The organism is Epibacterium ulvae, assembly GCF_900102795.1.
Lineage (GTDB): Bacteria > Pseudomonadota > Alphaproteobacteria > Rhodobacterales > Rhodobacteraceae > Epibacterium > Epibacterium ulvae.
The window spans coordinates 249,809-272,242 of record NZ_FMWG01000005.1 but is presented as its reverse complement, the minus strand read 5'-3'; the positions used below and the strand labels follow the sequence as shown (position 1 = coordinate 272,242).

The window sequence follows — 22,434 nt, the reverse complement described above, 5'->3', positions numbered from 1 at the left end:
AGATTAATTTGTGACGGGAAGGCTGGCCCAGAACTGGCCTGAGTTGTCGAACGGCAGGAATTTATCATGCAATTCGTTCAACGTGGCATTGGGATCCAAGTCTTCGAAATCTTCGGGGTGTAGCCATTTCGCGATCTGCTGGATCGCCACAAAATGGTAAGGCGAGTTGTAGAACTGGTGGTAGATCGAGTGGAAGCGACCTTCGTTCACGGCTCGCATGTCTTTGAAACCGTCGCGTTGTGACAGAGCGACCAGACGCTCGGTGTTCTCAGTTTCGTCGCCTTCGTACCCCAAAAGAACTGAAGTCACCTCGGGGCGCGCTTCGTTCCAGCGGGCACCAGTACCAATGACAACATCGGGGTCTGCCGCAATCACGCCTTCCATCGATAAGGTGACAGAATAGGCGTTGGCGAGAGTAGAGCCAAAGTTCACACCGCCTGCCAGTTCGATGAAACGACCATAGTTATATGGCCCCCAAGACCAGCAGCAGAAATCTTCCTGCCAGCCGGCGGCGTTTTCCGCGACCACCAACGGACGATCTTCGGCGGGGATGCCATCAACGATATTTGTGACCTTGCGCATCTGCGCAATGTAGAAATCAATGAATTCAGCAGCTTGTTTTTCTTCGCCAAACAAACGGCCCAAGATCAACATCGATGGAACGGTATTTTCAGTAGCATTACGGCGATAGTCAATAAACACCACCTGCACGCCCGCTTTGTCCAGCTTTTCGATCAGGCCAGTTTCTTCGGCTTTGAACAGATTGCCCACATCCAGCAGCACAACGTCTGCTTCGGCCTCCAGCACGGCTTCGATGCTGAAGTCACCTGCGTATGGGTTGCCAAAATTGATCTGACGCGCGGTGTCTTCTGGGAAAGCAGCTTGATATTTGCGGAACGTGTCAGGATCAAACTGAACCAGATCATCTTTCCACCCGACGATCTTTTTAAACGGGTTTCCGTCGATCAGTGGAGCGATAGCGTACATCATCCGGCTTTCGCCCAGGATGATTTTGTCAGGTAATTCTGACAGAGTAACTTGGCGACCGGCGATATCGGTCAGGGTCAAGGCTTCTGCTTGAGCATCGGGGGCTTGCACGAACAAAGCCGCGCTGGCTGCAATAGCACCAAGGAAGCCGCTTTTTAATGTCACAACAGACATAGCGGTCTCCGAAATAGATGATTACAGGCCGTCGTCTAAACGAGTTGCCAATTAAAGCCAAGTATTTTTATCAAGTATTTTTGTGTATTTTTGCTCTCAATGGAATGGCTTCCCAGCTTGTGGCGATTGAGACCGCCGACAGCCTGTATCTTCCAAGTGCGCCTTACTCTGCGATGAGCATAAAGAGCCGTTTGTGATGCATCGAGAGAAGGAGAATTACACTCATGCCCTGATGTGTCACATGACGAAAAACGGCGCCCTCTGGTGGAAGGACGCCGCTGCTTACATGTGTTTTATTTAGCCAATGATGCCGTTGTCGTCGCGTTTTACGACAACAACTGCAGAACGTGCCAATTTGCCTTCACCATCTGGGAAAGATGCGCTTGGATGTTGGATGCCAACAAACATAGAGCGGCGATCAGCTGACCAGCACAAGCCGGTAACTTCGGCACCGTATGGAACAGTCATGAAGCGTACGATTTCACCGGTTTCTGGATCGCCAACCAGCATCTGGTTGTTTCCTTGACCTTCGAAATCGCCTTCGTTCTTAAAGTTACCGTCGGTTTGGATCCACAGAAGACCTGCAGTGTCAAAGGCCATGCCATCGGGTGAGTTGAACATGTTGCCCGGATGAATGTTGGACGAGCCGGCGTATTCGTCGTTATGGACGTTTGGATTGCCACACATCACATAGAGATCCCAATCAAAGGCATCTGATGCGTAGTTTTCATCTGCAGGTGTCCAGCGCACGATCTGGCCATAGTTGTTGGTTTCGCGTGGGTTTACCGCATTGACAGAGGTGTCGTCGCCACCAGCATTTGGCTTTACGCCGCGGTTTTTGTTGTTGGTCAGCGCACAGTAAGCTTGTACTGAGATTGGGTTTGCAGCAACCCACTCAGGACGGTCCATGGTGGTGCCGCCAGCTGCAGATGCCGCCATCCGGGTGTGAATGTAGATTTCCACTTCATCCATGCCGGTGGTTTCTGGGGTCAACGGCAGCCACTGACCTTTGCCATCTTCGTTGAACTTAGCGACATAGAGCGTGCCTTCGTCCAAGAGATTGTCGGTGTCGCCGCCGGGCTGGTAAACACCTTTGGATACAAAGCGGTAGAGGTATTCGCCGCGCTCATCATCACCCAAGAAGACAACCACACGGCCGTCTTTTGCGATTACAACTTCAGCGTTTTCGTGCTTGAAGCGGCCCAGGGCAGTGCGTTTTACGGGTTTTGCGTTTGGATCGGTTGGGTCGATTTCAACGATATAGCCAAAACGGTTTGGCTCGTTGGGGTTTTTCGCCAGATCGTAACGCGCGTCAAACAGTTCGTACTGGTAGCGGCTTTCACCTTTGATACCATAGCGTTTGAAACCCGGAGTTTGCTCAAAGTTTGCATCGGTGGAACCGAAGTAGCCGTTGAAGTTTTCTTCGCAGGTCAGGTATGTGCCCCAAGGCGTCTTACCGGAACCACAGTTGTTCATGGTGCCCAGAACTTCGATACCTTCTGGATCTGCAGCTGTTTTCAGCAGATCGTGGCCTGCGGCTGGGCCCGCAATGCGCATTGGAGTGTTGTGGTGGATACGGCGGTTGTAAGGGCTATCAACGACAACTTTCCAACCTTCGCCGGTCTCTTCCACTTCCATCACAGACACACCCTGCAGGTTTTGCAGTTTGCGCACGTTTTCCGAAGAAGTGGCTTTGCCATCTTCGTTGTTGGGCAGGTTAACCTTTGGGTTTACATATTCGTGATTCACAGCAATCAGCTGTTTATCACCAACCTCGAACAGTTCCATTCCGTCGGTGTTTTCACCAAAGATACGGTCAGAAACTGCATCACCACCGGTTTCGTGGCTGAAGTCTGGCGCGTCCGAGAACAAAGGATCACCCCAGCGAGTCAGAATTTCCCAGTTATAACCCTCTGGGACGTGCACGCTGGCGTCTGTCGCGATCTCAATAGGCTTGAATGCGAAACGCTTAGTCGTTGCAGCTTCAGCAGTGGTTGTAGAAGACAGCAGTGCTCCGGTGCCCATAACAGCAGCGCCGGAGCCAAAAGCGACCAGACCGCTCAGGAAACCACGACGTGACAGAGCCGCTTCAACAACCTGATCAAATTCACTGGTATTCGAACGAGGGTCGTTCAGTTCGTCCCATTCGTCCCAAGACAGATCAACGCGATTATCAGTCATTTTGCTAACTCCATTTGCTAATGACATTTGTCGCAGCGCCTAAAGGGTTGTTATGACGTTAAGATGACAGATGATGTGTTTTTATTTTGATCAATTATTGAGCTTATTTGTCGATTTTTTGCACATATATTAATCAAAAATTAAAGAACGACAGCAGCACGTTAATTTGCGTCACGCGTTGAAAAGCTGTGGTTGACCTTTGTTTGTTGACGCAATTGAGGTGTGCATATCGTGTCGCCTATTTGATTGGTTGACTGGATTCGAGATGGCTGGCAACTGCGATCAGGGTCTGATACCGGGCTGATAGGTGGCTGGCATACGTACTAGTTGCGTATGCTAGGTCTATCGTCTTTGGCAGAGCGGTGCTCTGCGTACCTAAATCGAGGTTCTTATGCAAAAGTTTTGCCTGACAGTTACGTGCACTTCTACGCGTGGAGTAGTCGCGGCTATTTCCGGCTATCTCAATGAACAAGGCTGTAACATCACTGACAGCGCCCAGTTCGACGATAGCGAAACGGGCCAGTTTTTTATGCGTGTGAGTTTTCGCTCTGAAGGCGGCACCACGCTTGCGCAATTGAAGGAGCGATTTGAAACTGTCGCCACCCAGTTTGATATGAATTTCTCTTTCCATGATGAACAGGAAAAGATGAAAGTTATCATCATGGTCAGCCGTTTTGGCCACTGTCTGAATGATTTGCTTTACCGCGCGCGTATCGGTGCCTTGCCAATTGAGATTGTTGCGGTAATTTCAAATCATATGGATTATCAAAAGGTTGTCGTGAATCAGGATATTCCATTTCACCGAATTAAGGTGACCAAAGAGAATAAGCCACAAGCCGAATCGGACATTATGCGCGTTGTTGAGGAAACAGGTGCAGAATTGATCGTTCTTGCACGCTATATGCAGATTTTGTCAGATGAAATGTGCCAGAAGATGTCAGGCCGGATCATCAATATTCACCATTCTTTCTTGCCCTCTTTCAAAGGGGCCAACCCTTACAAGCAGGCTTTTGAGAAAGGCGTGAAACTGATTGGCGCGACCTCGCATTATGTCACCGCAGATCTGGATGAAGGACCGATTATCGAACAGGATATTGTCCGGATTACTCATGCTCAATCTGCGTCAGATTACGTCTCGTTAGGACGTGATGTGGAAAGCCAAGTGCTGGCGCGCGCCATTCATGCGCATGCACACCATCGTGCATTTCTAAATGGTAATAAGACGGTCGTTTTCCCAGCAAGCCCTGGCTCTTTTTCCAGTGAGCGTATGGGCTAAAGAGGGCACAAAACGTCAGTTTGCGCCATAAACACCTCATGCTCCCGTCACACCGGAATATATGTGATGGGGGCAGGCTGTCTCTCTGCTGTCTGGACCATAAAGAGAGCTATATTGTGTTTTGGTTTCTGTTGCTCAACTGCTGCCAGCATCGTGCCAGCAGTTTTCATTTTGTTGAGTTTACGTACCATGATCGGATTAAGCACTGATAAGGTTGCAGTGGTAAGAACCAATGCAATTCCCAATAGGCGTTCGCCAGAGAATGTGTTCCGGCAATAGGGAAACTGCGCCGTTTGCTATCACCATAGACCCCATCACGCGCTCGGAATGCGACCTCCGGTGCAAGAAATTTTATTAGAAAATCCCAAATTAGTGGCTCTGAAATTGGGATCTAGGCAGGTGAGCGCGGAACAATTCAAACATTCGCCAGATTGTAGGTCGCCACTCAGTCAGGGCTTAGGCTGAAGGAACGTGCCGCTTGTTGCTGGATTAGCGCGGGTGAGACACTTGAAAACAGCATAAATTGCTTCACTGTTATCGTTACGTTTGGGTGTCTCTCCGCGGTGGTCGCGCCAGCAACCATCAAGAATAGAGTTATGTAGTAAAAACGGAGTGTTTGATGTCTTTCTGGCCAAAACGTGCGCTGATCTTAGGCGAGAGTGGCGGGATTGGATCCGCACTCTCTGAAGCTTTGCGCGTAAATGGCGTGGAAGTGGTTGGGCTTTCTCGCAGTCGAGATGGGTTTGATTTAGCTGATCCCGCTACAGTCGACCGATGCCTTGGAATGCTGGAGGGGACGTTTGACCTTGTCTTCGTGGCCACAGGTATCCTTGCCCCGTCCCAACACTCGCCAGAAAAATCGCTGTTTGCGATTGAGGCAGAGGTCATGGCTGAGATGTTTAAAGTAAACGCAATCGGGCCTGCTTTGATTTTACGCCATATTCCTAAAATTTTGACGCCAGACAGGCCCACAGTGACTGCAGTCTTAACTGCGCGTGTCGGTTCGATTAGCGATAACCGATCTGGTGGGTGGTATTCCTACCGCGCCTCAAAGGCTGCGGCGAACCAGATTGTTCGCAGTGCCGCGATTGAAATTGCGCGAAAGCACAAGAATGCGTGTGTCGTCGCTTTGCATCCGGGAACTGTGCAAACAGCGTTTACATCCGATTACCCCGGGTATGAGAAGCGGACTGCGCCAGTGGCCGCAGCCCAGCTTATCGAGGTGATGAAAGATCTTGAACCGCAACAGACCGGGCAATTTCTGGACTGGGCAGGCAAGCGGGTGCCTTGGTAATTTTCCTGGCCTAGCTGATTGTAGACTGTGCTATTTGTGAACAAGGCTGCAAAACTGCTTCACTTGTTGACCTGGATATGCGCTAAAACTCCCCCATCTTTTCAATGGTATGTAAAAAGTTTCGCACTTAGTCACGCTTACTAGTGGGTTAAGACTTGTTCTAAGAAGGTTTGCGTGCGCTCATTCTTGGGATTGGTGAAGAACGCGTCTGGTGTGTCTTCTTCGATGATCTCACCCGCATCCATAAAGATCACGCGATCCGCTACTTTGCGTGCAAATCCCATTTCATGAGTCACGCAGACCATGGTCATCCCTTCTTCTGCAAGGGTCTCCATCACATCCAGCACTTCGCCGATCATTTCGGGATCCAGTGCGGAAGTTGGTTCATCAAACAAGAGAATTTCTGGCTTCATGCAGAGCGCGCGTGCGATTGCAACACGCTGTTGCTGGCCGCCAGATAATTGCCCGGGGTATTTAAAAGCCTGATTGGCGATCTGCACCTTTTCAAGATAGGCCATCGCGGTTTTTTCAGCGTCTTTCTGAGATACTTTGCGCACCACAGTTGGGGCGAGGGTGCAATTCTCTAGAATTGTCATATGTGGAAACAGATTAAAGTGCTGAAACACCATGCCAACATCCTGACGTAGATCATCAATCGTAGGATCATTTGCGCTGATTGGTGCGCCATTTATCAGGATCTCGCCAGACTGGTGTTCTTCCAACTGATTGATGGTTCGGATCATCGTTGATTTGCCGGATCCAGAAGGGCCGCACACGACGATCTTCTCACCCTTGCCAACCGAAAGGTTGATGGATTTCAGCGCGTGGAACGTCCCATAGTATTTTTCTACGTTCTTCAATTGAACTGCAGGTGTTTCAGCCATCTGATGTCCTCTCAGCTGCTTTTGACTGCGGCGGTGACGATGATTTCCACTTTTAGCACATCGCGTGCCAGTTTCGCTTCACCACAGGCACGGGCTGGCGCATGGCCTTCAGGAACCCATGCATCCCAAATATCGTTCATCTCTGCAAAGTCATTCATATCGGAAAGCCAAATGATGGCTTGCAAGATATGTTTGCGATCCGAACCTGCCTCTTCCAGAAGTGCATCAACGCGAGACAGGCAATCTTTGGTTTGGTCGGCAACGGTGTCGCCAGCACCGACCTGACCGGACAAATAAGCCACTTGGTTGTGGATCACGATTTTTGACATACGTGTGCCAGTTTGTTTGCGTTCAATCATCACAGCAGGCCTTTTCCTTTTAGTACATCATTGATTTCAGACAGAATTTCAGGATCGTCGATGGCAGCGGGTATTTTAAAAGTCTTTTGATCTGCAATCTTTTGCATTGTGCCGCGCAAGACTTTCCCGGATCTTGTTTTTGGTAAGCGTTTTACAGGCAGGGCTGTCTTAAACGCTGCAACCGCGCCGATTTTGGCACGAACCAATTGCACAAGCTCTTTTTCTAGCTCGTCTGGGTCACGGTTTGCGCCGTCGTTGGCGACGTAAAACCCCAATGGCATCTGGCCTTTCAAAGGATCCGCAACACCAATGACCGCAGATTCTGCGACGTCAGGATGTGCACCCAGAACTTCTTCCATTGCGCCGGTAGACAGCCGGTGCCCTGCGACATTGATGATGTCATCGGTCCTCGCCATGATGAAGACATAGCCGTCCTCATCGATGATCCCTGCGTCAGAGGTCGCATAATAGCCGGGAAACTCTTCTAAGTAACTCGACTGAAACCGGTCAGGCGCTTGCCAAAGCGTTGGAAACCCAGAAGGTGGCAGGGGGAGTTTACAGACAATGTTGCCCAGGGTGCCGGGGGGCACCGGGTTTCCGTCATCATCCAGAACGTGAATATCATAGCCGGGCATTGGTTTGCCGGGAGAACCTAGTTTAATAGGGAATGAGCCCAAGCCGACAGGGTTTCCTGACATGGCCCAGCCGGTTTCTGTTTGCCACCAATGATCGATGACTGGGCGTTTTAGATGTTTTTGCGCCCATTCGATTGTTGCTGGATCAGACCGTTCACCGGCCAAGAACAGCGTGCGGAAATGGCTGAGATCATATTGATCAATCAACTCTCCCTTGGGGTCTTCCTTTTTTATTGCGCGAAACGCGGTTGGTGCAGTGAACAGTGCGGTTACCTTGTTGTCTTGGATCACCCGCCAAAAGGCACCAGCATCCGGGGTGCCAACGGGTTTGCCTTCATAAACCACCGTGCCACAGCCTGCGATGAGGGGTGCATAGCAGATATAGCTATGACCCACGACCCAACCCACATCCGAGGCGGCCCAAAAGACCTCACCAGGTTTCACACCATAATGGGCATGCATGGACCACTGCATTGCAACCATGTGCCCACCAGTGTCACGTACAACGCCTTTGGGCTGACCTGTCGTCCCTGATGTATACAAGATATAAAGTGGATCTGTTGCGAGTACCGGGACACATTCGGTGCCGCGCGCGTCAGCTTTTGCAGCTGTCACTGCCTGTGTATAATCGATATCATACCCGGCCTTTAGATCACATGTCAGCGCCTCTCGCTGCAAAATGATGCAACTGTCTGGTTTGCTTGATGACAGCTCAATCGCTTCGTCTAAAAGCGGCTTATATGCAATTACGCGGTTTGGCTCGATCCCGCATGAGGCCGAAATTACCAATTTGGGAGCGGAGTCGTCGATACGAGTGGCCAGTTCCTTGGGCGCAAAGCCACCAAAGACCACAGAATGCACAGCCCCCAAGCGGGCACAGGCGAGCATTGCAAAAATGGCCTGTGGGACCATTGGCATGTAGATGATGACACGATCACCTTTTTCCACGCCCTGATCGCGCATCACCGCTGCAAGTGCACTGACCTCTTCTTTCACTTGTGCAAAAGAAAAGGTCGCTTTGGTGTCGGTTACCGGACTGTCATATGAGATCGCCAGACGTTCTCCATGACCCGCATCGACATGGCGGTCCACAGCATTATAACAGGTATTGCAGGTCGCGCCTGTAAACCAGCGACCATAAACCCCCATATCGGGATCAAATATCTTCTCTGCTGGAGTGAACCAATCGATCCCTTCACCAGCCTTTTTCCAAAAAGCGACTGGATCCTTTTGCCAGGAAGCATATGCGTCTGCGTAACTCATCGTGTGGCTCTTTCCCTTAACAGGTGTAGTTCATGCCAAGCCGACCACCATCTACATAGATGGTTTCACCGGTGATGTAGCTGGCTTTCTTGGAGCACAAGAATGCGACAACATCGCCAATCTCGCGGGCTTCGCCGACGCGCTGAAGGGGGGTGCGCGACATAACCATTTTCATTGCATCAGGGTTGGCGTTTACACCTGCCATCATCTCTGTATCGATGGAGCCGGGGCCAACTGCGTTGACGCGGATATTATGCTTGGCAAGGGACAGGGCAGCAACCTTGGTCAACTGCATAATGCCTCCTTTTGAGGCACAATAGGCAGGAATGGATGGAATAGCGACCTGTGCGTTGATGGAAGACATGTTCACAATAGCACCTGCGATGCCTTTTTCGACCATCGTGTTTGCGACACGCTGCATGGCCACAAAGACACCACGCAGGTTTACATCCATAACCTTGTCGAAAGCGTCCAACTCATAGGTCAAAAAGTCGCCGGGCATCGCGATACCCGCATTGTTGACAAGTGCTGCGATGGGACCAAAATCTGCTTCGATTGTGTCGATCATCGCGTTGACTTGATCAAGATCTCCCATGTCGCAGGCTAGCCCTGCAAGTGCTCCAAGATCTTTAGCGGCCTGGGCGACACCTTCGGCGTTTATATCCGCTAGAACAAGCTGGTAGCCTTCTTCGAGTAACGATTTGGCGCAAGCCAGCCCAATTCCCTGAGCAGCGCCAGTCACCAACGCAATAGGTTGTTCGCTCATCTTCATTTCCTAACCTTCGTATTCATAAATTTCGCGTGCTTCATCCTGTGTGATAAAACCTGCGGCAATGTCATTTTCGATCGCGTCCCGTGTACGGTTTTTGGGATCACCAAAACCACCACCGCCAGGTAAGCTCAGGATCAGGCGCTGTCCATTTTTGATCAACTGGCGCCCTTTGGATCGTAACTTTGTCCCATCAGATAGATGTACGCCGCCAGCCCCGCCGTTTCGGCCACCGTCACGGCCACGCGCTGGGTTCTCGACGCGATCAAACATCGCATTAAAGTAAAGATCATATCCGTCACGGGGCTCGATTTCGATGGTCTGCCCCAGACCTCCCCGCAAGGCCCCTGCGCCGCCAGAGCCTTCGCGCAGGTCTTTGCGCCAAACAGTGATCGGGCCGACGTGTTCCGTCGCTTCGACGCTCATGGTTGACACGCCCGAAGGGAACGCCGTTGCAGACAACCCATCCAAAGCTGGGCGCGCACCAGTGCCGCCTGAATTGAACATCAAGACTTCGCGATTTGGCAAACCAGACGACGGATCCGAGGGGCGTGCGGAAATCTGAATATTCCAGAGCGCACTGGCGCCTTCAGCAGGTACTGTATTGGGCATCATTTTGTGCAACGCTCCAAGCACCACATCAGGCACCAAATGCCCCATAACATGACGAACGGAAACAGGGGCAGGGCGTGTTGCAGCAAGAATGCAGCCTTCTGGTGCGGTTATTTCAAATGGATCAAGCGAGCCCGTGTTATTTGGCACTTGCGGGGCAATGGCGCATTTCAATGCATAGCATGCATAGGCGCGCGTATAGACCTCTGGGCAATTCACGCCAAAACGGCTCATACCGCTGGTGCCGTCAAAATCGGCTTTCAGCGTATTTCCCTGAATGCTTAAAGTGACCTGCATATGAACTGGAGCATCGTAGCCATCGACCTGCATGCCATGGGTAAATACGCCATTCGGTACATTAGAAATTGCCTCAAGTGTGGCTTTGCGACTGCTTTCGATGATGAAATCAGATAGGCCGTCAAGAACATCAACATCAAACTCATCCATCATGGATTGGAGCCGACGATCCCCTGCCTCATTGCAGGCTGCCAATGAATACATATCACCAACAGTTTGATCTGGTGTGCGCACATTTGCACGCACCATCTGGATGAGAAGATCCTGGACCTTACCGCGTTCCGCAAACTTTGTGATCGGGATTAAGAGCCCTTCTTCAAAGACTTCATTCCCATCCGGACCAAAGCCACGCCCACCAATGTCCACCACATGTGCGGTACAGGCAAAATAGCCGATGTGTTTGGCCTTGCGAAACACTGGTGTTACAACGGTGATGTCGTGTAGATGCCCTGTTCCAAGCCACGGATCATTGGTGATAAAAACGTCACCCTCATACGTGTTTTCAGGTCCGATTTGTGCGGCAAAATGTGTAACGCTTTCCGCCATGGCATTTACGTGCCCCGGTGTCCCGGTCACGGCCTGTGCAATCATGCGACCTGTGCGATCAAACAGACCGGCCGATAAATCGCCAGCCTCGCGGACAGAGGTTGAAAATGCAGTGCGGATCAATGTGGTTGCTTGTTCTTCAACAACCGCAATGAGGCGGTTCCACATGATTTGATAATCAATCGCTGTAGGTCTCATGCGTTTGCCTCCTTTTTCACAAGCAGTAGGCTGCCGTCGCCTTGTCCTATGACCCTATAGCCAGATGTCACAATTGTTGTTGTCTCATTTTCGACGATGATCGCCGGGCCGGACACCATTTTGCCTGGGGTCATGTCGCCACGTGCCACTTCTTTCGCAGTGACCGTCTTGCGCAGTGCGGCATCAAAGAATGTCCGCTCTCGCAAAACACTGGCGTCTGAACCTTTGCTATGGCGTTCTACCGCATCGGCATCCGGCAAGACGGTGGCAACAGTTAACAGCCAATTGGTGATTTCAACAGGAAGCCCTTCGATTGTTCGACCAAAGAGCGTGCGATAGGCCTCTTCAAAGGCTGTTTGTATCGTCTGAATGTCGTGATCTGCAAATGCGCGATGTGGTAGAAGCACTGGGATTTCCCAGCCTTGGCCAGAATACCGCATCAAGGCTGTCAGGCGTGTTTCAGTGGGGGCTCCGCGCGCACCGTCCTCAACAAAATCGCGCGCTTCTTTTTCCATACTGTCGAGTGCCGCATTCACGGCCTCTAGATCAAAGCTGTCCAAGCGTTGGAAAAGACCACGTGTCGATTCATAGCTGAAAGGAGCCTTTAAGAAGCCAATCGCAGATCCCACACCTGCTCCGGGGGGAATGATCAGGGCCGAAATGCCAAGTTTTTCGCAAAGCCTACAGGCGTGCAATGGAGCGCCGCCTCCAAAGGCAATCATGGTGAAATGTTCGATGTCGCGGCCATTTTCAACCGTATGAACACGTGCCGCATTGGCCATGTTTTCATCAACCATTTCTGTGATGCCAAAAGCCGCGTCTTGTGGTTCAAGGCTAAGCTTGCCAGCGGCTCTTTCAGAGCAGTCGACATGCAAGGGGATCGCGCCACCTGCAAAGTTGTCGGGGTCCAAGCGGCCAAGCAGGAGGTTTGCATCTGTGACCGTTGGTTCAGTCCCGCCGCGCCCATAGCATGCTGGCCCAGGCTCTGAGGCAGCAGACCTTGGACCGACCTGCAAACGACCCATCGCATCAATCGACGCAATGGATCCACCACCCGCACCGATTTCGACCATCTCCACAACTGGCGTGGACACGGTCATGCCCGACCCTTTCTTGAAGCGATATGTGCGGGCCACTTCAAATGTGTTTGCTGTTTTAGGCGCACCGTTTTCGATCAAACAGATCTTTGCTGTTGTGCCGCCCATGTCAAAGCTCAGCACTTTGTCCAAACCATGCGCGCGGGCAAAATCTGCGGCAAAGATTGCGCCACCTGCAGGGCCGGATTCAAGCAAGCGCACAGGTTGTTCTGAGGCGGTTTCCAGAGTGATTAGACCGCCGCCGGAATGCAACATAAACACTGGTGCGTTGACGCCAGTTTCGCGGAGGCGATGCACCAGACGACTGAGGTAATCGGCGACTTGAGGCCGCACATATGCATTTGCGATTACAGTGTTAAATCGTGGCAGTTCACGCATCTGTGGAGAGATGACCGAGGAAATTGAGATCGACAAATCAGGAGAGGCCGCACGCAGTGCTTTTTCTACAGCGCGCTCATGGGCACCGTTTGCATAGGAATGCATCAGTCCAATGGCAACGGCTTCATAGCCGCCATCCAGGATACGGCTGATCAATGTGTCTACTTCGTCCAGATCAAGTGCCAGCAGAACCTCGCCATTGGGCCCCATACGTTCTTTTAGGGTAAAGCGGTCTTCCCGGGGGACCAATGGTTTGGGAAGCGCGAGATTGAGATCATATTGTTCAAACCGATTTTCTGACCGCATTTCAATGACATCGCGGAAGCCTTCAGTGGTAATGAAAGCAGTCTTTGCGCCACGGCGCTCAATCAATGCATTGGTGACTAAGGTGGTGCCGTGGATCACTTGATCAATATCAGCCAGTTCAAGTCCTGCTTGCTCTGTGGCTTCGATGATACCGTCCAAGATGGCTTGTTCGGGTTGGTTGTAGTTGGTTAAAACCTTGCAGGTCGCAAGGCCGTTCGGGTGCTGCAGCGCGACGTCGGTGAAGGTACCTCCGATGTCTACGCCGATACGGATGTCAGTCTTTGTCATATCACCTCAGATGCTTTTGAAGACTTGGTTCGCATAGAACGCAGTTTCATAAAATCGGGAATAAATTGGCGCCGTTGGCACCGTTTTTAATGTTGTGATCGGCAATGGCAAGGATGTGCGGTCTGCGCCGGTAAGCAGATTTGCCATGGCTCTGCCAAACACTGTACCTGTTGTGATGCCACGGCCGTTGTAACCGATGGGTGTGTAAATGTTATCTGCCAGTTCATAGATGCGCGGCAAATGATCTGGCGTCATCGCAATTTGCCCATGCCAGGATTCTTCAAATTGGATGTCACCCAGTGCCGGAAAGAGGCGCTTGATCTGCTTTTGTGCCCAGCGATGAGAAAGCCCTTTTTCAGTTGCGCCGATAACCTTTCCCATGCTTCCGATAACAATGCGATTGAAGGCATCACGGCGGACACTAAACATGATTTGTCCTGTGTCCCAAAGACCCTGACGGCCGGGAAGAATATGATCAGCTTCTGGACCCAAGCTGTTTGTGGCCAGTTGAAAATAATGGATCATGGTGAAGACTTTTTTCAAGTCGGGCCACAGCTCATCTGTGTAAGCATTGGTCCCTAATATGACGTGCTTTGCAATCACTTGGCCGTTGGGCGTTTCAAGGATCCATTCGTTATTCTCACGCGCCAGTTTGGTCACGCGCGTTCCTGTGACAATCTTTGCACCAGCCGCCATGGCCGCCCGGGCCAGCCCACGGCAGTACCCCATGGGGTTAACGGTTCCCGCGCGATGGTCTACAAGACCGCCGTAAAATACGTCAGAGCCAATCAGTTTTGCGACCTCTGCGCGATCTAAAAGGTCAACAGGTGCACCAAGGCGCTGCCATTCTGCATGGCGCTCCTGTAAACTGCGTAATCCGGTTGGAGAATGTGCTGCGTGAACAGTGCCTGTCTTTGTGACTTCGCAACGGATTTGATGCTGTTCAATCAGGTTAAATACATATTCTGGTGCTTCACTGAATTCTTTCAAAAACCGAGGGCCATAATTGTCTCCCAGCTGTTTGCGCACGTCAGCGGGGGGAAGCCAGACCGATGCATTGACCAGACCGACATTGCGGCCGGATCCACCAAAGCCTATTTTTTCAGCTTCGATAACCTGAACGGATAGCCCTTTTTGCGCGCAGTGTAGCGCCGTCGATAACCCGGTGAAACCACCACCGACGACGGCTACGTCAACTTTGGCTTCTTGTGTGGCAGTCCCTGTCATATCTTCTTCAATTGAGGACCTGTCCCAAAGCGAAATTTGCGTCATTCTCAGGTTCACCTTTATTCCTGACACAGGAATCGTTCTGTGTGCTTTCCATAAGCTTGCGCATTCAGGTTGATTGTGTCAACATTTGAAATGACCGTTCCGTATATCGGCATTCAGGTAAAGAGAGGAAACTCAATATGAAGACAACTGCGGCTCAAATGGTTGCTAATGCGCGCGGGCGTATCGAAGAAATTGAAACCAAGGATCTGATCGAAATGGTGAATGACCCGGATGTGGTCATTGTTGATATTCGTGACATTCGCGAGCGCCAGCGCAGTGGTTATATTCCGGGTAGTTTTCACGCGCCGCGGGGCATGATCGAATTTTGGGTGGATCCGGATAGCCCATACCACAAAGATATCTTTGCACAGGAAGAGAAGAAATATGTCTTTCACTGTGCGTCGGGTTGGCGTTCTGCGCTAACCGTCGCAACCTTGAAGGACATGGGCTTTGAAGCGGCTCATTTAAAAGAGGGGTTTTCGACCTGGGCGGACAAAGGCGGCCCAGTAGAGTTCCCTGAGAAAAAAGATTAAAGCCGTCTGAGTTTTTGCGACACGTTGTCTGCGGCGTGTCGCACTAAGTGCCCCAAGCGATCATTGCCATCTGCTGGCAAATTGATATCGGGGAGAGAAATTCCCAAAGCTGCAATTGCCTCACCATCCGGAAGTGTAATTTCGGCACCGAAGCTCAAAATGCGGTCACGAAATTCGCCCGAATCAAACGCGTAGCCTTGCTCCACAGTTGTTTGGACCTCTTTGTCATAGTCTCTTATATCTGTGATCGTGCGTGCTGTGAAACCAACCAGATTGGTTTCAAGCTTGTCGCGCATGCGTGCATAGTTTTTGGCGAGAATAGCTTTTCCTGTACCAACACAGTGAATAGGGGCACTGCCACCGACAGGGTTCCAGGATTGGATGGGCTTTCGACTATCGATTTTGTCGATGTAGATAACCTCCAACCCTTCAAGAACGGCAAGATAGACTGTTTCACCCGTTTCTTCGCTCAGATAGGCCATCTCAGGAGCGGCCAGTTCTCTCAAATTCAGATTTTCCACAGAGGCACGCCCGACTTGCCAGGTTTTTAACGTCGCCGCATAGGTCTTGTTCTCCAGGTGTTTCACATATCCAAGAGTCACCAGAGTTTGTAAAAGTCGGAAGGTATTTGATTTCGTCAGCTCCAATTCACGCGAAAGTTCAGTCACGCCTTTTCCAGTTCGCGCAGCCACAAGGTTTTCCAAAATCATCAGGCCTTTGGATAAAGTGGAGTCTACTTTCGGTGTTTTTGGAGCGTCAGTCATGCTCTACCTTTTTCTGAATTTTGTTCTGAATATCAGAACGAGAAAGGGATTTGAAACATGGTTTTTTATGAATTTGGATTTCTGGGGGCTGTTGTGTGAAAGGAGCCACGTCCACCAGCGCAGAATGGGCCGCAGAACTTTGTGTCAGGCTTGAGGTGCGCAAATCGTGAGTTAGAACATTGGGGTTGCCGTGGCGGTCACGCATGTGTTCAGCATCAAAATCAGGGTCCCACCAAGCGCCGGTCCACAGAAACAGGCAGCCTTGTGCAATCTCTTCAGTCAGGACGGCGCCAGCCAGACAACGGCCTCGGTCATTGAACAGTTCGACAATGTCGCCGTCAGCTATTCCTCGCACGCGCGCGTCTTGTGGATGTATCAAAACTGGTTCGCGCCCCTTTACTTTACGGCTGGTACTGAAATCTCCATTGTCGAGCTGAGAGTGAAGACGCGTTTCGGGCTGTCCTGACAACAGGTACAATGGGTGTTGTTTATCTTGACCTGTGGCGAGGTCGCGCATCGGGAACCAGGTCGGGTGGCCGGGGCAATCAGGTAGATCAAAGTCAGAAATTCTTTGGCTGAACAGCTCTATCTTACCGCTGGGTGTCGGCAAGGGATTGGCGTTGGGATCCGCGCGAAAGTCGGATAGAAACACCTGCTGAGGTGATGGGTCTGGCAAAGAAATGAAATCTCCGCTCATGAACTCTTCGAGGTCAGGTAGGTGAATATTATGTGCGTTTGCCGCTCTCTGGGTCTCTTGCCAGAGCTTTTCCAGCCAATCGGTTTCACTGCGTCCTTCTGTAAATGCGTTTTCGTTTCCGAGGCGCCGAGAGAGTTCAGCGTATATGTTGTATTCAATTTTTGCAGCGGCGGGTGGCGCTGTATGTGCTGGCATGGGGACAAGGCCATTGTCAGACTTGCCTACGCCAAAATCCGTGCGTTCTTGGGGGGCCGCAACAGGTAGTACAATATCTGCATGTCTCGCTGTTGATGTCCAATTTAACTCGTTCACAATGATAGTCTGAGGGGATTGGAAGGCCTTATGAAGGCGAAGGAGGTCTTGGTGGTGATGAAAGGGATTTCCGCCCGCCCACCAAACCATTTTGGCGTCAGGAAAAGTTCGTGTTTGGCCGTTATAGCTGTAGTCTCGTCCCGGATTGAGCAACATCTCAGCGATCATAGCGACGGGAATGGTGTTTTTAACAGGGTTTCGACCTTGCGATAACGCACCGGGGCGAAAGAGGCGTTCAATGTTGCCAATATTCGCGTTTACGCCGTAGCAACACATAAATCCGCCACCGGGCAGGCCAATTTGGCCCAACATCGCACCAAGCGTTACTGTCATCCAAAGCGGCTGTTCGCCGTAATCCGTTCTCTGCACGCCGGCCGCGCAGGTAACTATCGTGCGGGACGAAGCCATGTCTATCGCCAAAGAACGAATGCGGTCTGCAGATACACCAGAAATTTCAGCTGCCCATTTTGCTGATTTTGCAATGCCATCGCTCTTGCCAAGGAGGTAGGTTGCGACTTTTTCAAATCCGACTGTGTATTTGTCTAAGAATGCCTGATCATGCAGACCTTCCACCAAAAGGGTATGGGCAAGGCCCATCATAATTGCGACGTCAGTACCAGGTTTGGGCGGTAGCCACTCAGCATCCAGAGTATCATCAGCATCCCGTTGCAATGGGCTGAAGTTGACAAATTTAACACCGGCGGCGCGGCAGGCTTTCATGTTGTCCATCATACGATGTTTTACGACGCCACCATCGCTGACCTGTGTGTTACGCGTGGCCATACCACCAAACATCACAACCAAGTCGCTGTGCTGTGCGATCACGGGCCATCGTGTGGCCTGCATCACGTGATCGCGAAAGGATCCCACGATATGAGGCATCAGAACCAAAGCCGCATTGTAGCTATAATTGCCTTCTGAGCGAACAAATCCACCATGGGCATTTAAAAACCGTTTGAGCTGGCTCTGGGCATGGTGAAACCTGCCCGCGCTTGACCAACCATAAGACCCAGCAAAGATGCTGTCGTTCCCATAGTTTGTCCGCACGCGGGTTAATTCAGCTGCGATGAGATCATAAGCTTGATCCCAACTGATCTCTACATAGTCATCATGTCCGCGCGTGCCCGTGCCGTTTAGCCATCCAACCCTTACAGCTGGGTTTGAGATACGTGCATTCCCATTCAGGCTAGAGGCGATGTTTTTGTTTATCTCAGACGGGTTGGGGTCTGATGGATGTCCTTTTACTGAAACAATTTTACCGTCTGCTACCTCTACGAGACCGATGCCCCAGTGATTTGATGTAAGCTTGGAATTGTTTTGTTGCATCGACTTTGTTCCGATATATAGCACATATATGCTAAATGTTGACACATTAGTTGAGTGATGTCATCCTGTCTCCGAACAAAATTTAGGGAATCTTTTGTGTCTCAGGATCTGATAAATACCGCTGACATTCTTGTTCAGGCGGGACGCCCTGACAAGATTGAAGGGCGCCATGTAAATATGCCAGTCGAGCTTGGTTCAACAATGGTATTTGACACGCTTGGCGCGTTTGAGGCCGCAAGAGATGCACGTTACGAAAGCGGTACCCTGTATTATGGTCGCTACGGCAATTCAGCAACGACAAAGCTTGAACAGGCCATTGCAAGACTTGAGGGCGCAGATGCCGTGACGCTGACCTCTTCCGGCGTGGCGGCAATTACAACCTCGTTAATGACATTCACGAAACCGGGTGCGCATGTGCTGGTTGCAGATCATGTCTATGGCAATACGCGTACATTCTGTGATGGCTTGTTGACCAGACAAGGAGTTGAAATTAGCTATTTCGACCCATTAATTGGGTCGGGCATCACGGATCTAATTCGCCCCAACACCGTAGCGATTATGTTTGAAGCACCGGGGTCAGGAACGTTTGAGGTGCCGGATATCCCCGCTATTGCGATGGCGGCCAAAGCCGCAGGTGTTGTCACCATTCTTGATAACACGTGGAGCACACCTCTCTTTTGTCAACCCTTGTCTTTGGGTGTTGATGTCGTTGTTTATTCTGGCAGTAAATATCTATCCGGCCATTCCGACTGTATGCTTGGCGTGACTGCGACGACGTTGAAACACCATATGGCCATTCGCCAGACAATTATGCAGATTGGTGATAAAACCGGCGGGCAAGAGATCATGCTCGCGTTGCGGGGGCTGCGTACCCTAAAAGTGCGGATGGAGTATTTCGACCGTGTCGGCCGTGAAATGGCGCAGTGGTTTTTAGAGCGACCAGAAGTAAAAACAATCCTTCATCCCGCTTTTGAAACCTGTCCGGGACACGCCAATTGGAAACGTGATTTTAGCGGCGCCGCAAGCCTTTTTTCAGTCATTCTGAAGCCCTGTGATACCATTAGAATGCGCGCTTTTGTGAATGCTCTGCATCACTTTGGGATCGGCGTTAGCTGGGGAGGATATGAAAGCCTCGTCTTGCCAGTCGAGCCCGTGCGGACAGCCACAGCATGGGAGGAAGAGGGGCATCTCATTCGGTTTAACATCGGCATGGAAGATCCAGAAAGCCTGAAGGCGGATCTGGCGCAGGCCATGCAACACTTAAGTTCGTAACACTCTTAATAAGGCACAACAATGAAAAACCAAATTGATCACTTTGCCATTGGGTCGGCTTCGTTGGAGCAGGGGCTTGAAGCCTTAAACCCGATACTGGGTGTATGTATCCCACAAGGTGGCAAGCACGATGCGATGAGCACGCACAACTGTGTGATGCAGGCTGGTAATGAAAGCTTTCTTGAACTGATCGCGATCGACCCTGACGCAGGTGATCCCGGTCGCGTGCGGTGGTTTACCTTGGATGACCCCGAAACACAAAGCAAGCTTTCAGAACGTCCACACGCCTTGTGCTGGGTTGTGAATACAGATGATCTGGATGGGGTCATCGCAGCTTCGCCTATGGATCTGGGTGAGGTTGTTCCCTTCCAGAGAGGAGACAGGAGCTGGCGTTTGACGGTTCCAGAAGATGGCCACTTGCCTTTGGGTGGGTTATTGCCCGCGTTTATTGAATGGTCACCGGGGCCACATCCTTCCACCGGGCAACAAGACCTTGGTGTTCGCCTGAAAAAGGTCAAGATCAGCACGCCTGATGTCGCTGCGTTGAAGGCGACGTTTGACGTTCTGAATATCAGCCATTTAGCAGAGATCTCCGAAGGTGATCCAGCTTTGTCCTTTGAACTGGATACGCCCAATGGAGTGGTTATCTTAGACTGATCTCGTAGAGGAGGCGACGATGATCCCGACCGTTGAACTCGGCATTCAGCCAAAAGTGACAGGGTTTTTTGACCAAAGCTCCAATACCATCAGCTATGTGGTGCAGGAACCTGCTGGTCGGGCTTGTGCCATTGTTGACCCGGTGATGGAGTTTGATCAGGCTGCAGGCCGGTTAACTTATGAAAGCGCTGATCAGATTATCGCTTTTGTTCAGGAGAATGATCTAAAATTGGACTGGATCATCGAGACCCATGTACATGCGGATCACTTGTCTGGGGCACCATATATTCAAGAGAGGATTGGCGGTAAGATTGGTATTGGCCGACATGTCATTACTGTTCAGGACACTTTCGGCAAAATCTTTAACGAGGGGACCGAATTTCAGCGCGACGGTTCACAGTTTGATGCTTTGTTTCAAGATGGTGATACCTATTGTGTAGGTGCGATGCAGTGCCGTGCGCTTCATACGCCAGGGCATACTCCGGCCTGTATGGTTCATGTCATGGGGGATGCAGGCTTTGTCGGGGATACGCTGTTTATGCCCGATGGTGGTTCTGCACGTGCTGATTTTCCCGGCGGCGATGCAGGCGAACTTTATGACTCGATCCAAAAAGTCTTATCGTTGCCAGGTGAAACGCGTCTTTTCATGTGTCATGACTATGGACCGGGTGGACGTGCTATTGCATGGGAAACAACAGTGGCCGAGCAAAAGAAACACAACGTCCACGTTGGAGGTGGTAAAACTCGCGAGGAATTTATTAAGTTTCGCACGGAACGGGACGCGCAATTGGTGGTGCCTAAGTTGATCCTACCTTCTTTGCAAGTGAACATGCGTGGCGGTGAAGTTCCTGAAGATCAAGATGGCAACATGGTTTTGAAGGTGCCCGTCAATAAGCTTTGACCATCGGGGAATTTGCAAAAATAGAGGCGGGTCTGTTTTTTCAGCCCCGCCTTTTTGGTGTGTACAGTCCCAGAGATTAGCGGGCCGCAACTGTCATCCGGCGTTTAAGGTACTCACCATATTGACCGAGTGAGAAAATGAAGCTCCAGTAGATGAGAGCGACAAAGACATAGACCTCCATATAATAAGGGGCCCATAGCGCTGTCCCAAACGCTGCTCCAGCGGAGGCGAGAATATCAAAGAACCCGATAATGATCACAATTGCGGTCTCTTTAAAGGTGACAACCACCATGTTGACAGTAGACGGCAACGCATGGCGAAAAACCTGTGGCAGCACGATGCGACCAAGGATTTGCCAATAGCCTAATCCCAATGCTTTGCCAGCTTCAAATTGTCCTTTCGGGATCGCTTGGAAACCGCCCCGAAATACCTCAGCCTGATAGCAGGCAAAAAACAGAGCAAAGGCGATAATGACCCGCCAGATTTTATCCCCCTGCAACCAATCGGGCAGCAAGATCGGAACAACCACCGCCGCTGTGAACAGGGTGGTGAGCAATGGCAGTGAACGGATGAAATCAATAATCAGCGAAGCAAAGAGGCGCACCACAGGCATAGATGAGCGGCGCATCAATGCGAGACCAAGCCCCATAGGCATGCCAAGCAGAACGACACTGGCAAACAAGAACAATGTCAGAGCCAGACCGCCCCATTGGTCTGTCGTAACTTGTTCCATGCCCAGCAAGCTGCCTTCCATCAGAAGGTAGTAAGCTGAAAACGCTGTGATCCAGAGCGTGCCGAGGCGCTTGAAACTCCAGATCGTCGGGAAGCAGGATAAGACCACTGTCAAAATGATCACGACGCAGGCGAGGGTGGAGCGCCAATGCAGATCATAAGGGTACAAGCCAAATAAAATTAAACGATGGCGTGCATGAACAACGGACCAGCAGGCCCCGTCTTTACTGCACTGGTCTACGTTGTCCGCTGACCAAACCGCTTTAAAGATTGCCCAGTCCAGCGCCAGCCAAACCAGCCAGCCCATAATGATTGCGACAAACACCGTGATTGCCGTGTCTTTGGGGGTCGCAATGGTCCGCCGACGCAGCTTAGCCCAATCGATACGAGACCCTGTTGGGGCTATAGACGAAACATCAGCCAT

The 22,434-nt window shown here is 51.1% G+C and carries 18 protein-coding genes; 6 read left to right on the top strand and 12 right to left on the bottom strand.

From position 1 onward, the window contains the following. Positions 1-3: 3 nt before the first annotated feature. Together BLP79_RS10210 and BLP79_RS10200 are read right to left on the bottom strand one after the other, a co-directional pair. Positions 4-1,161 carry an ABC transporter substrate-binding protein gene (locus BLP79_RS10210; protein WP_090218655.1) on the bottom strand — a complete coding sequence of 386 codons (1,158 nt, stop codon included), beginning with the start codon at positions 1,159-1,161 and terminating at the stop codon, positions 4-6. A 297-nt stretch (positions 1,162-1,458) separates the two neighbouring features. Beyond that, on the bottom strand, positions 1,459-3,342 hold the full coding sequence (locus tag BLP79_RS10200; protein WP_090218651.1) for a PhoX family protein: 1,884 nt from the start codon (positions 3,340-3,342) through the stop codon (positions 1,459-1,461). Between the two features lie 391 nt (positions 3,343-3,733). Between BLP79_RS10200 and purU the strand changes: the two genes are divergently transcribed. Together purU and BLP79_RS10190 are read left to right on the top strand one after the other, a co-directional pair. Continuing rightward, positions 3,734-4,618, top strand: coding sequence for a formyltetrahydrofolate deformylase (gene purU / locus BLP79_RS10195; RefSeq protein WP_090218650.1), 885 nt, complete (start codon positions 3,734-3,736; stop codon positions 4,616-4,618). A 619-nt stretch (positions 4,619-5,237) separates the two neighbouring features. Further along, complete coding sequence (locus BLP79_RS10190) at positions 5,238-5,912, top strand: SDR family NAD(P)-dependent oxidoreductase (RefSeq protein WP_090218648.1); 675 nt, start codon at positions 5,238-5,240, stop codon at positions 5,910-5,912. Between the two features lie 140 nt (positions 5,913-6,052). Here the strand turns inward: BLP79_RS10190 and BLP79_RS10185 are convergent, their stop codons facing one another. The 7 genes from BLP79_RS10185 to BLP79_RS10155 are packed head-to-tail and all read right to left on the bottom strand — an operon-like array spanning position 6,053 to position 14,816. Beyond that, positions 6,053-6,796, bottom strand: a complete 744-nt coding sequence (locus BLP79_RS10185) for an amino acid ABC transporter ATP-binding protein (protein WP_090218646.1) — start codon at positions 6,794-6,796, stop codon at positions 6,053-6,055. An 11-nt stretch (positions 6,797-6,807) separates the two neighbouring features. Further along, entirely contained in the window at positions 6,808-7,155 is a 348-nt protein-coding gene (locus BLP79_RS10180; RefSeq protein ID WP_090218644.1) for a RidA family protein, read from the bottom strand. Beyond that, positions 7,155-9,053: a propionyl-CoA synthetase gene (locus tag BLP79_RS10175; protein WP_090218642.1), complete on the bottom strand. Its 1,899-nt coding sequence runs from the start codon at positions 9,051-9,053 to the stop codon at positions 7,155-7,157. Before BLP79_RS10175 ends, BLP79_RS10180 begins: the two co-directional genes overlap by 1 nt. Positions 9,054-9,069: 16 nt before the next feature. After that, entirely contained in the window at positions 9,070-9,819 is a 750-nt protein-coding gene (locus BLP79_RS10170; RefSeq protein ID WP_090218640.1) for an SDR family NAD(P)-dependent oxidoreductase, read from the bottom strand. A 9-nt stretch (positions 9,820-9,828) separates the two neighbouring features. Continuing rightward, entirely contained in the window at positions 9,829-11,475 is a 1,647-nt protein-coding gene (locus BLP79_RS10165; RefSeq protein ID WP_090218638.1) for a hydantoinase B/oxoprolinase family protein, read from the bottom strand. Beyond that, positions 11,472-13,544 carry a hydantoinase/oxoprolinase family protein gene (locus BLP79_RS10160; RefSeq protein WP_090218636.1) on the bottom strand — a complete coding sequence of 691 codons (2,073 nt, stop codon included), beginning with the start codon at positions 13,542-13,544 and terminating at the stop codon, positions 11,472-11,474. Before BLP79_RS10160 ends, BLP79_RS10165 begins: the two co-directional genes overlap by 4 nt. A 6-nt stretch (positions 13,545-13,550) precedes the next feature. After that, entirely contained in the window at positions 13,551-14,816 is a 1,266-nt protein-coding gene (locus tag BLP79_RS10155) for an NAD(P)/FAD-dependent oxidoreductase (protein ID WP_090218634.1), read from the bottom strand. Between the two features lie 137 nt (positions 14,817-14,953). Here BLP79_RS10155 and BLP79_RS10150 point away from each other — a divergent pair, with 137 nt between their 5' ends. Next, positions 14,954-15,349, top strand: a complete 396-nt coding sequence (locus BLP79_RS10150) for a rhodanese-like domain-containing protein (RefSeq protein ID WP_090218633.1) — start codon at positions 14,954-14,956, stop codon at positions 15,347-15,349. Here BLP79_RS10150 and BLP79_RS10145 read toward each other — a convergent pair. Together BLP79_RS10145 and BLP79_RS10140 are read right to left on the bottom strand one after the other, a co-directional pair. Beyond that, on the bottom strand, positions 15,346-16,113 hold the full coding sequence (locus tag BLP79_RS10145; RefSeq protein WP_090218631.1) for an IclR family transcriptional regulator: 768 nt from the start codon (positions 16,111-16,113) through the stop codon (positions 15,346-15,348). The genes BLP79_RS10150 and BLP79_RS10145 overlap by 4 nt on opposite strands. Continuing rightward, positions 16,106-18,448 (bottom strand): molybdopterin-dependent oxidoreductase, encoded by a 2,343-nt coding sequence (locus BLP79_RS10140; protein ID WP_090218629.1) that lies wholly within the window; start codon positions 18,446-18,448, stop codon positions 16,106-16,108. The genes BLP79_RS10145 and BLP79_RS10140 overlap by 8 nt, the downstream gene beginning before the upstream one ends. Positions 18,449-18,544: 96 nt before the next feature. Here BLP79_RS10140 and metC point away from each other — a divergent pair, with 96 nt between their 5' ends. The 3 genes from metC to BLP79_RS10125 are packed head-to-tail and all read left to right on the top strand — an operon-like array spanning position 18,545 to position 21,278. Further along, positions 18,545-19,720 (top strand): cystathionine beta-lyase, encoded by a 1,176-nt coding sequence (metC, locus tag BLP79_RS10135; RefSeq protein WP_157843930.1) that lies wholly within the window; start codon positions 18,545-18,547, stop codon positions 19,718-19,720. A 21-nt stretch (positions 19,721-19,741) separates the two neighbouring features. After that, positions 19,742-20,377, top strand: coding sequence for a VOC family protein (locus BLP79_RS10130; protein WP_090218625.1), 636 nt, complete (start codon positions 19,742-19,744; stop codon positions 20,375-20,377). A 19-nt stretch (positions 20,378-20,396) separates the two neighbouring features. After that, positions 20,397-21,278, top strand: coding sequence for an MBL fold metallo-hydrolase (locus tag BLP79_RS10125; RefSeq protein WP_090218624.1), 882 nt, complete (start codon positions 20,397-20,399; stop codon positions 21,276-21,278). A gap of 76 nt (positions 21,279-21,354) precedes the next feature. Here the strand turns inward: BLP79_RS10125 and BLP79_RS10120 are convergent, their stop codons facing one another. Beyond that, positions 21,355-22,434 (bottom strand): amino acid ABC transporter permease, encoded by a 1,080-nt coding sequence (locus BLP79_RS10120; protein WP_090218622.1) that lies wholly within the window; start codon positions 22,432-22,434, stop codon positions 21,355-21,357.

Excerpts from the sequence above, each read along its gene's own strand:
- BLP79_RS10210 (WP_090218655.1), bottom strand. The coding sequence starts at position 1,161 with ATGTCTGTTGTGACATTAAAAAGCGGCTTCCTTGGTGCTATTGCAGCC.
- BLP79_RS10200 (WP_090218651.1), bottom strand. The coding sequence starts at position 3,342 with ATGACTGATAATCGCGTTGATCTGTCTTGGGACGAATGGGACGAACTG.
- purU (WP_090218650.1), top strand. The coding sequence starts at position 3,734 with ATGCAAAAGTTTTGCCTGACAGTTACGTGCACTTCTACGCGTGGAGTA.
- BLP79_RS10190 (WP_090218648.1), top strand. The coding sequence starts at position 5,238 with ATGTCTTTCTGGCCAAAACGTGCGCTGATCTTAGGCGAGAGTGGCGGG.
- BLP79_RS10185 (WP_090218646.1), bottom strand. The coding sequence starts at position 6,796 with ATGGCTGAAACACCTGCAGTTCAATTGAAGAACGTAGAAAAATACTAT.
- BLP79_RS10180 (WP_090218644.1), bottom strand. The coding sequence starts at position 7,155 with ATGATTGAACGCAAACAAACTGGCACACGTATGTCAAAAATCGTGATC.
- BLP79_RS10175 (WP_090218642.1), bottom strand. The coding sequence starts at position 9,053 with ATGAGTTACGCAGACGCATATGCTTCCTGGCAAAAGGATCCAGTCGCT.
- BLP79_RS10170 (WP_090218640.1), bottom strand. The coding sequence starts at position 9,819 with ATGAGCGAACAACCTATTGCGTTGGTGACTGGCGCTGCTCAGGGAATT.
- BLP79_RS10165 (WP_090218638.1), bottom strand. The coding sequence starts at position 11,475 with ATGAGACCTACAGCGATTGATTATCAAATCATGTGGAACCGCCTCATT.
- BLP79_RS10160 (WP_090218636.1), bottom strand. The coding sequence starts at position 13,544 with ATGACAAAGACTGACATCCGTATCGGCGTAGACATCGGAGGTACCTTC.
- BLP79_RS10155 (WP_090218634.1), bottom strand. The coding sequence starts at position 14,816 with ATGACGCAAATTTCGCTTTGGGACAGGTCCTCAATTGAAGAAGATATG.
- BLP79_RS10150 (WP_090218633.1), top strand. The coding sequence starts at position 14,954 with ATGAAGACAACTGCGGCTCAAATGGTTGCTAATGCGCGCGGGCGTATC.
- BLP79_RS10145 (WP_090218631.1), bottom strand. The coding sequence starts at position 16,113 with ATGACTGACGCTCCAAAAACACCGAAAGTAGACTCCACTTTATCCAAA.
- BLP79_RS10140 (WP_090218629.1), bottom strand. The coding sequence starts at position 18,448 with ATGCAACAAAACAATTCCAAGCTTACATCAAATCACTGGGGCATCGGT.
- BLP79_RS10130 (WP_090218625.1), top strand. The coding sequence starts at position 19,742 with ATGAAAAACCAAATTGATCACTTTGCCATTGGGTCGGCTTCGTTGGAG.
- BLP79_RS10125 (WP_090218624.1), top strand. The coding sequence starts at position 20,397 with ATGATCCCGACCGTTGAACTCGGCATTCAGCCAAAAGTGACAGGGTTT.
- BLP79_RS10120 (WP_090218622.1), bottom strand. The coding sequence starts at position 22,434 with ATGGCTGATGTTTCGTCTATAGCCCCAACAGGGTCTCGTATCGATTGG.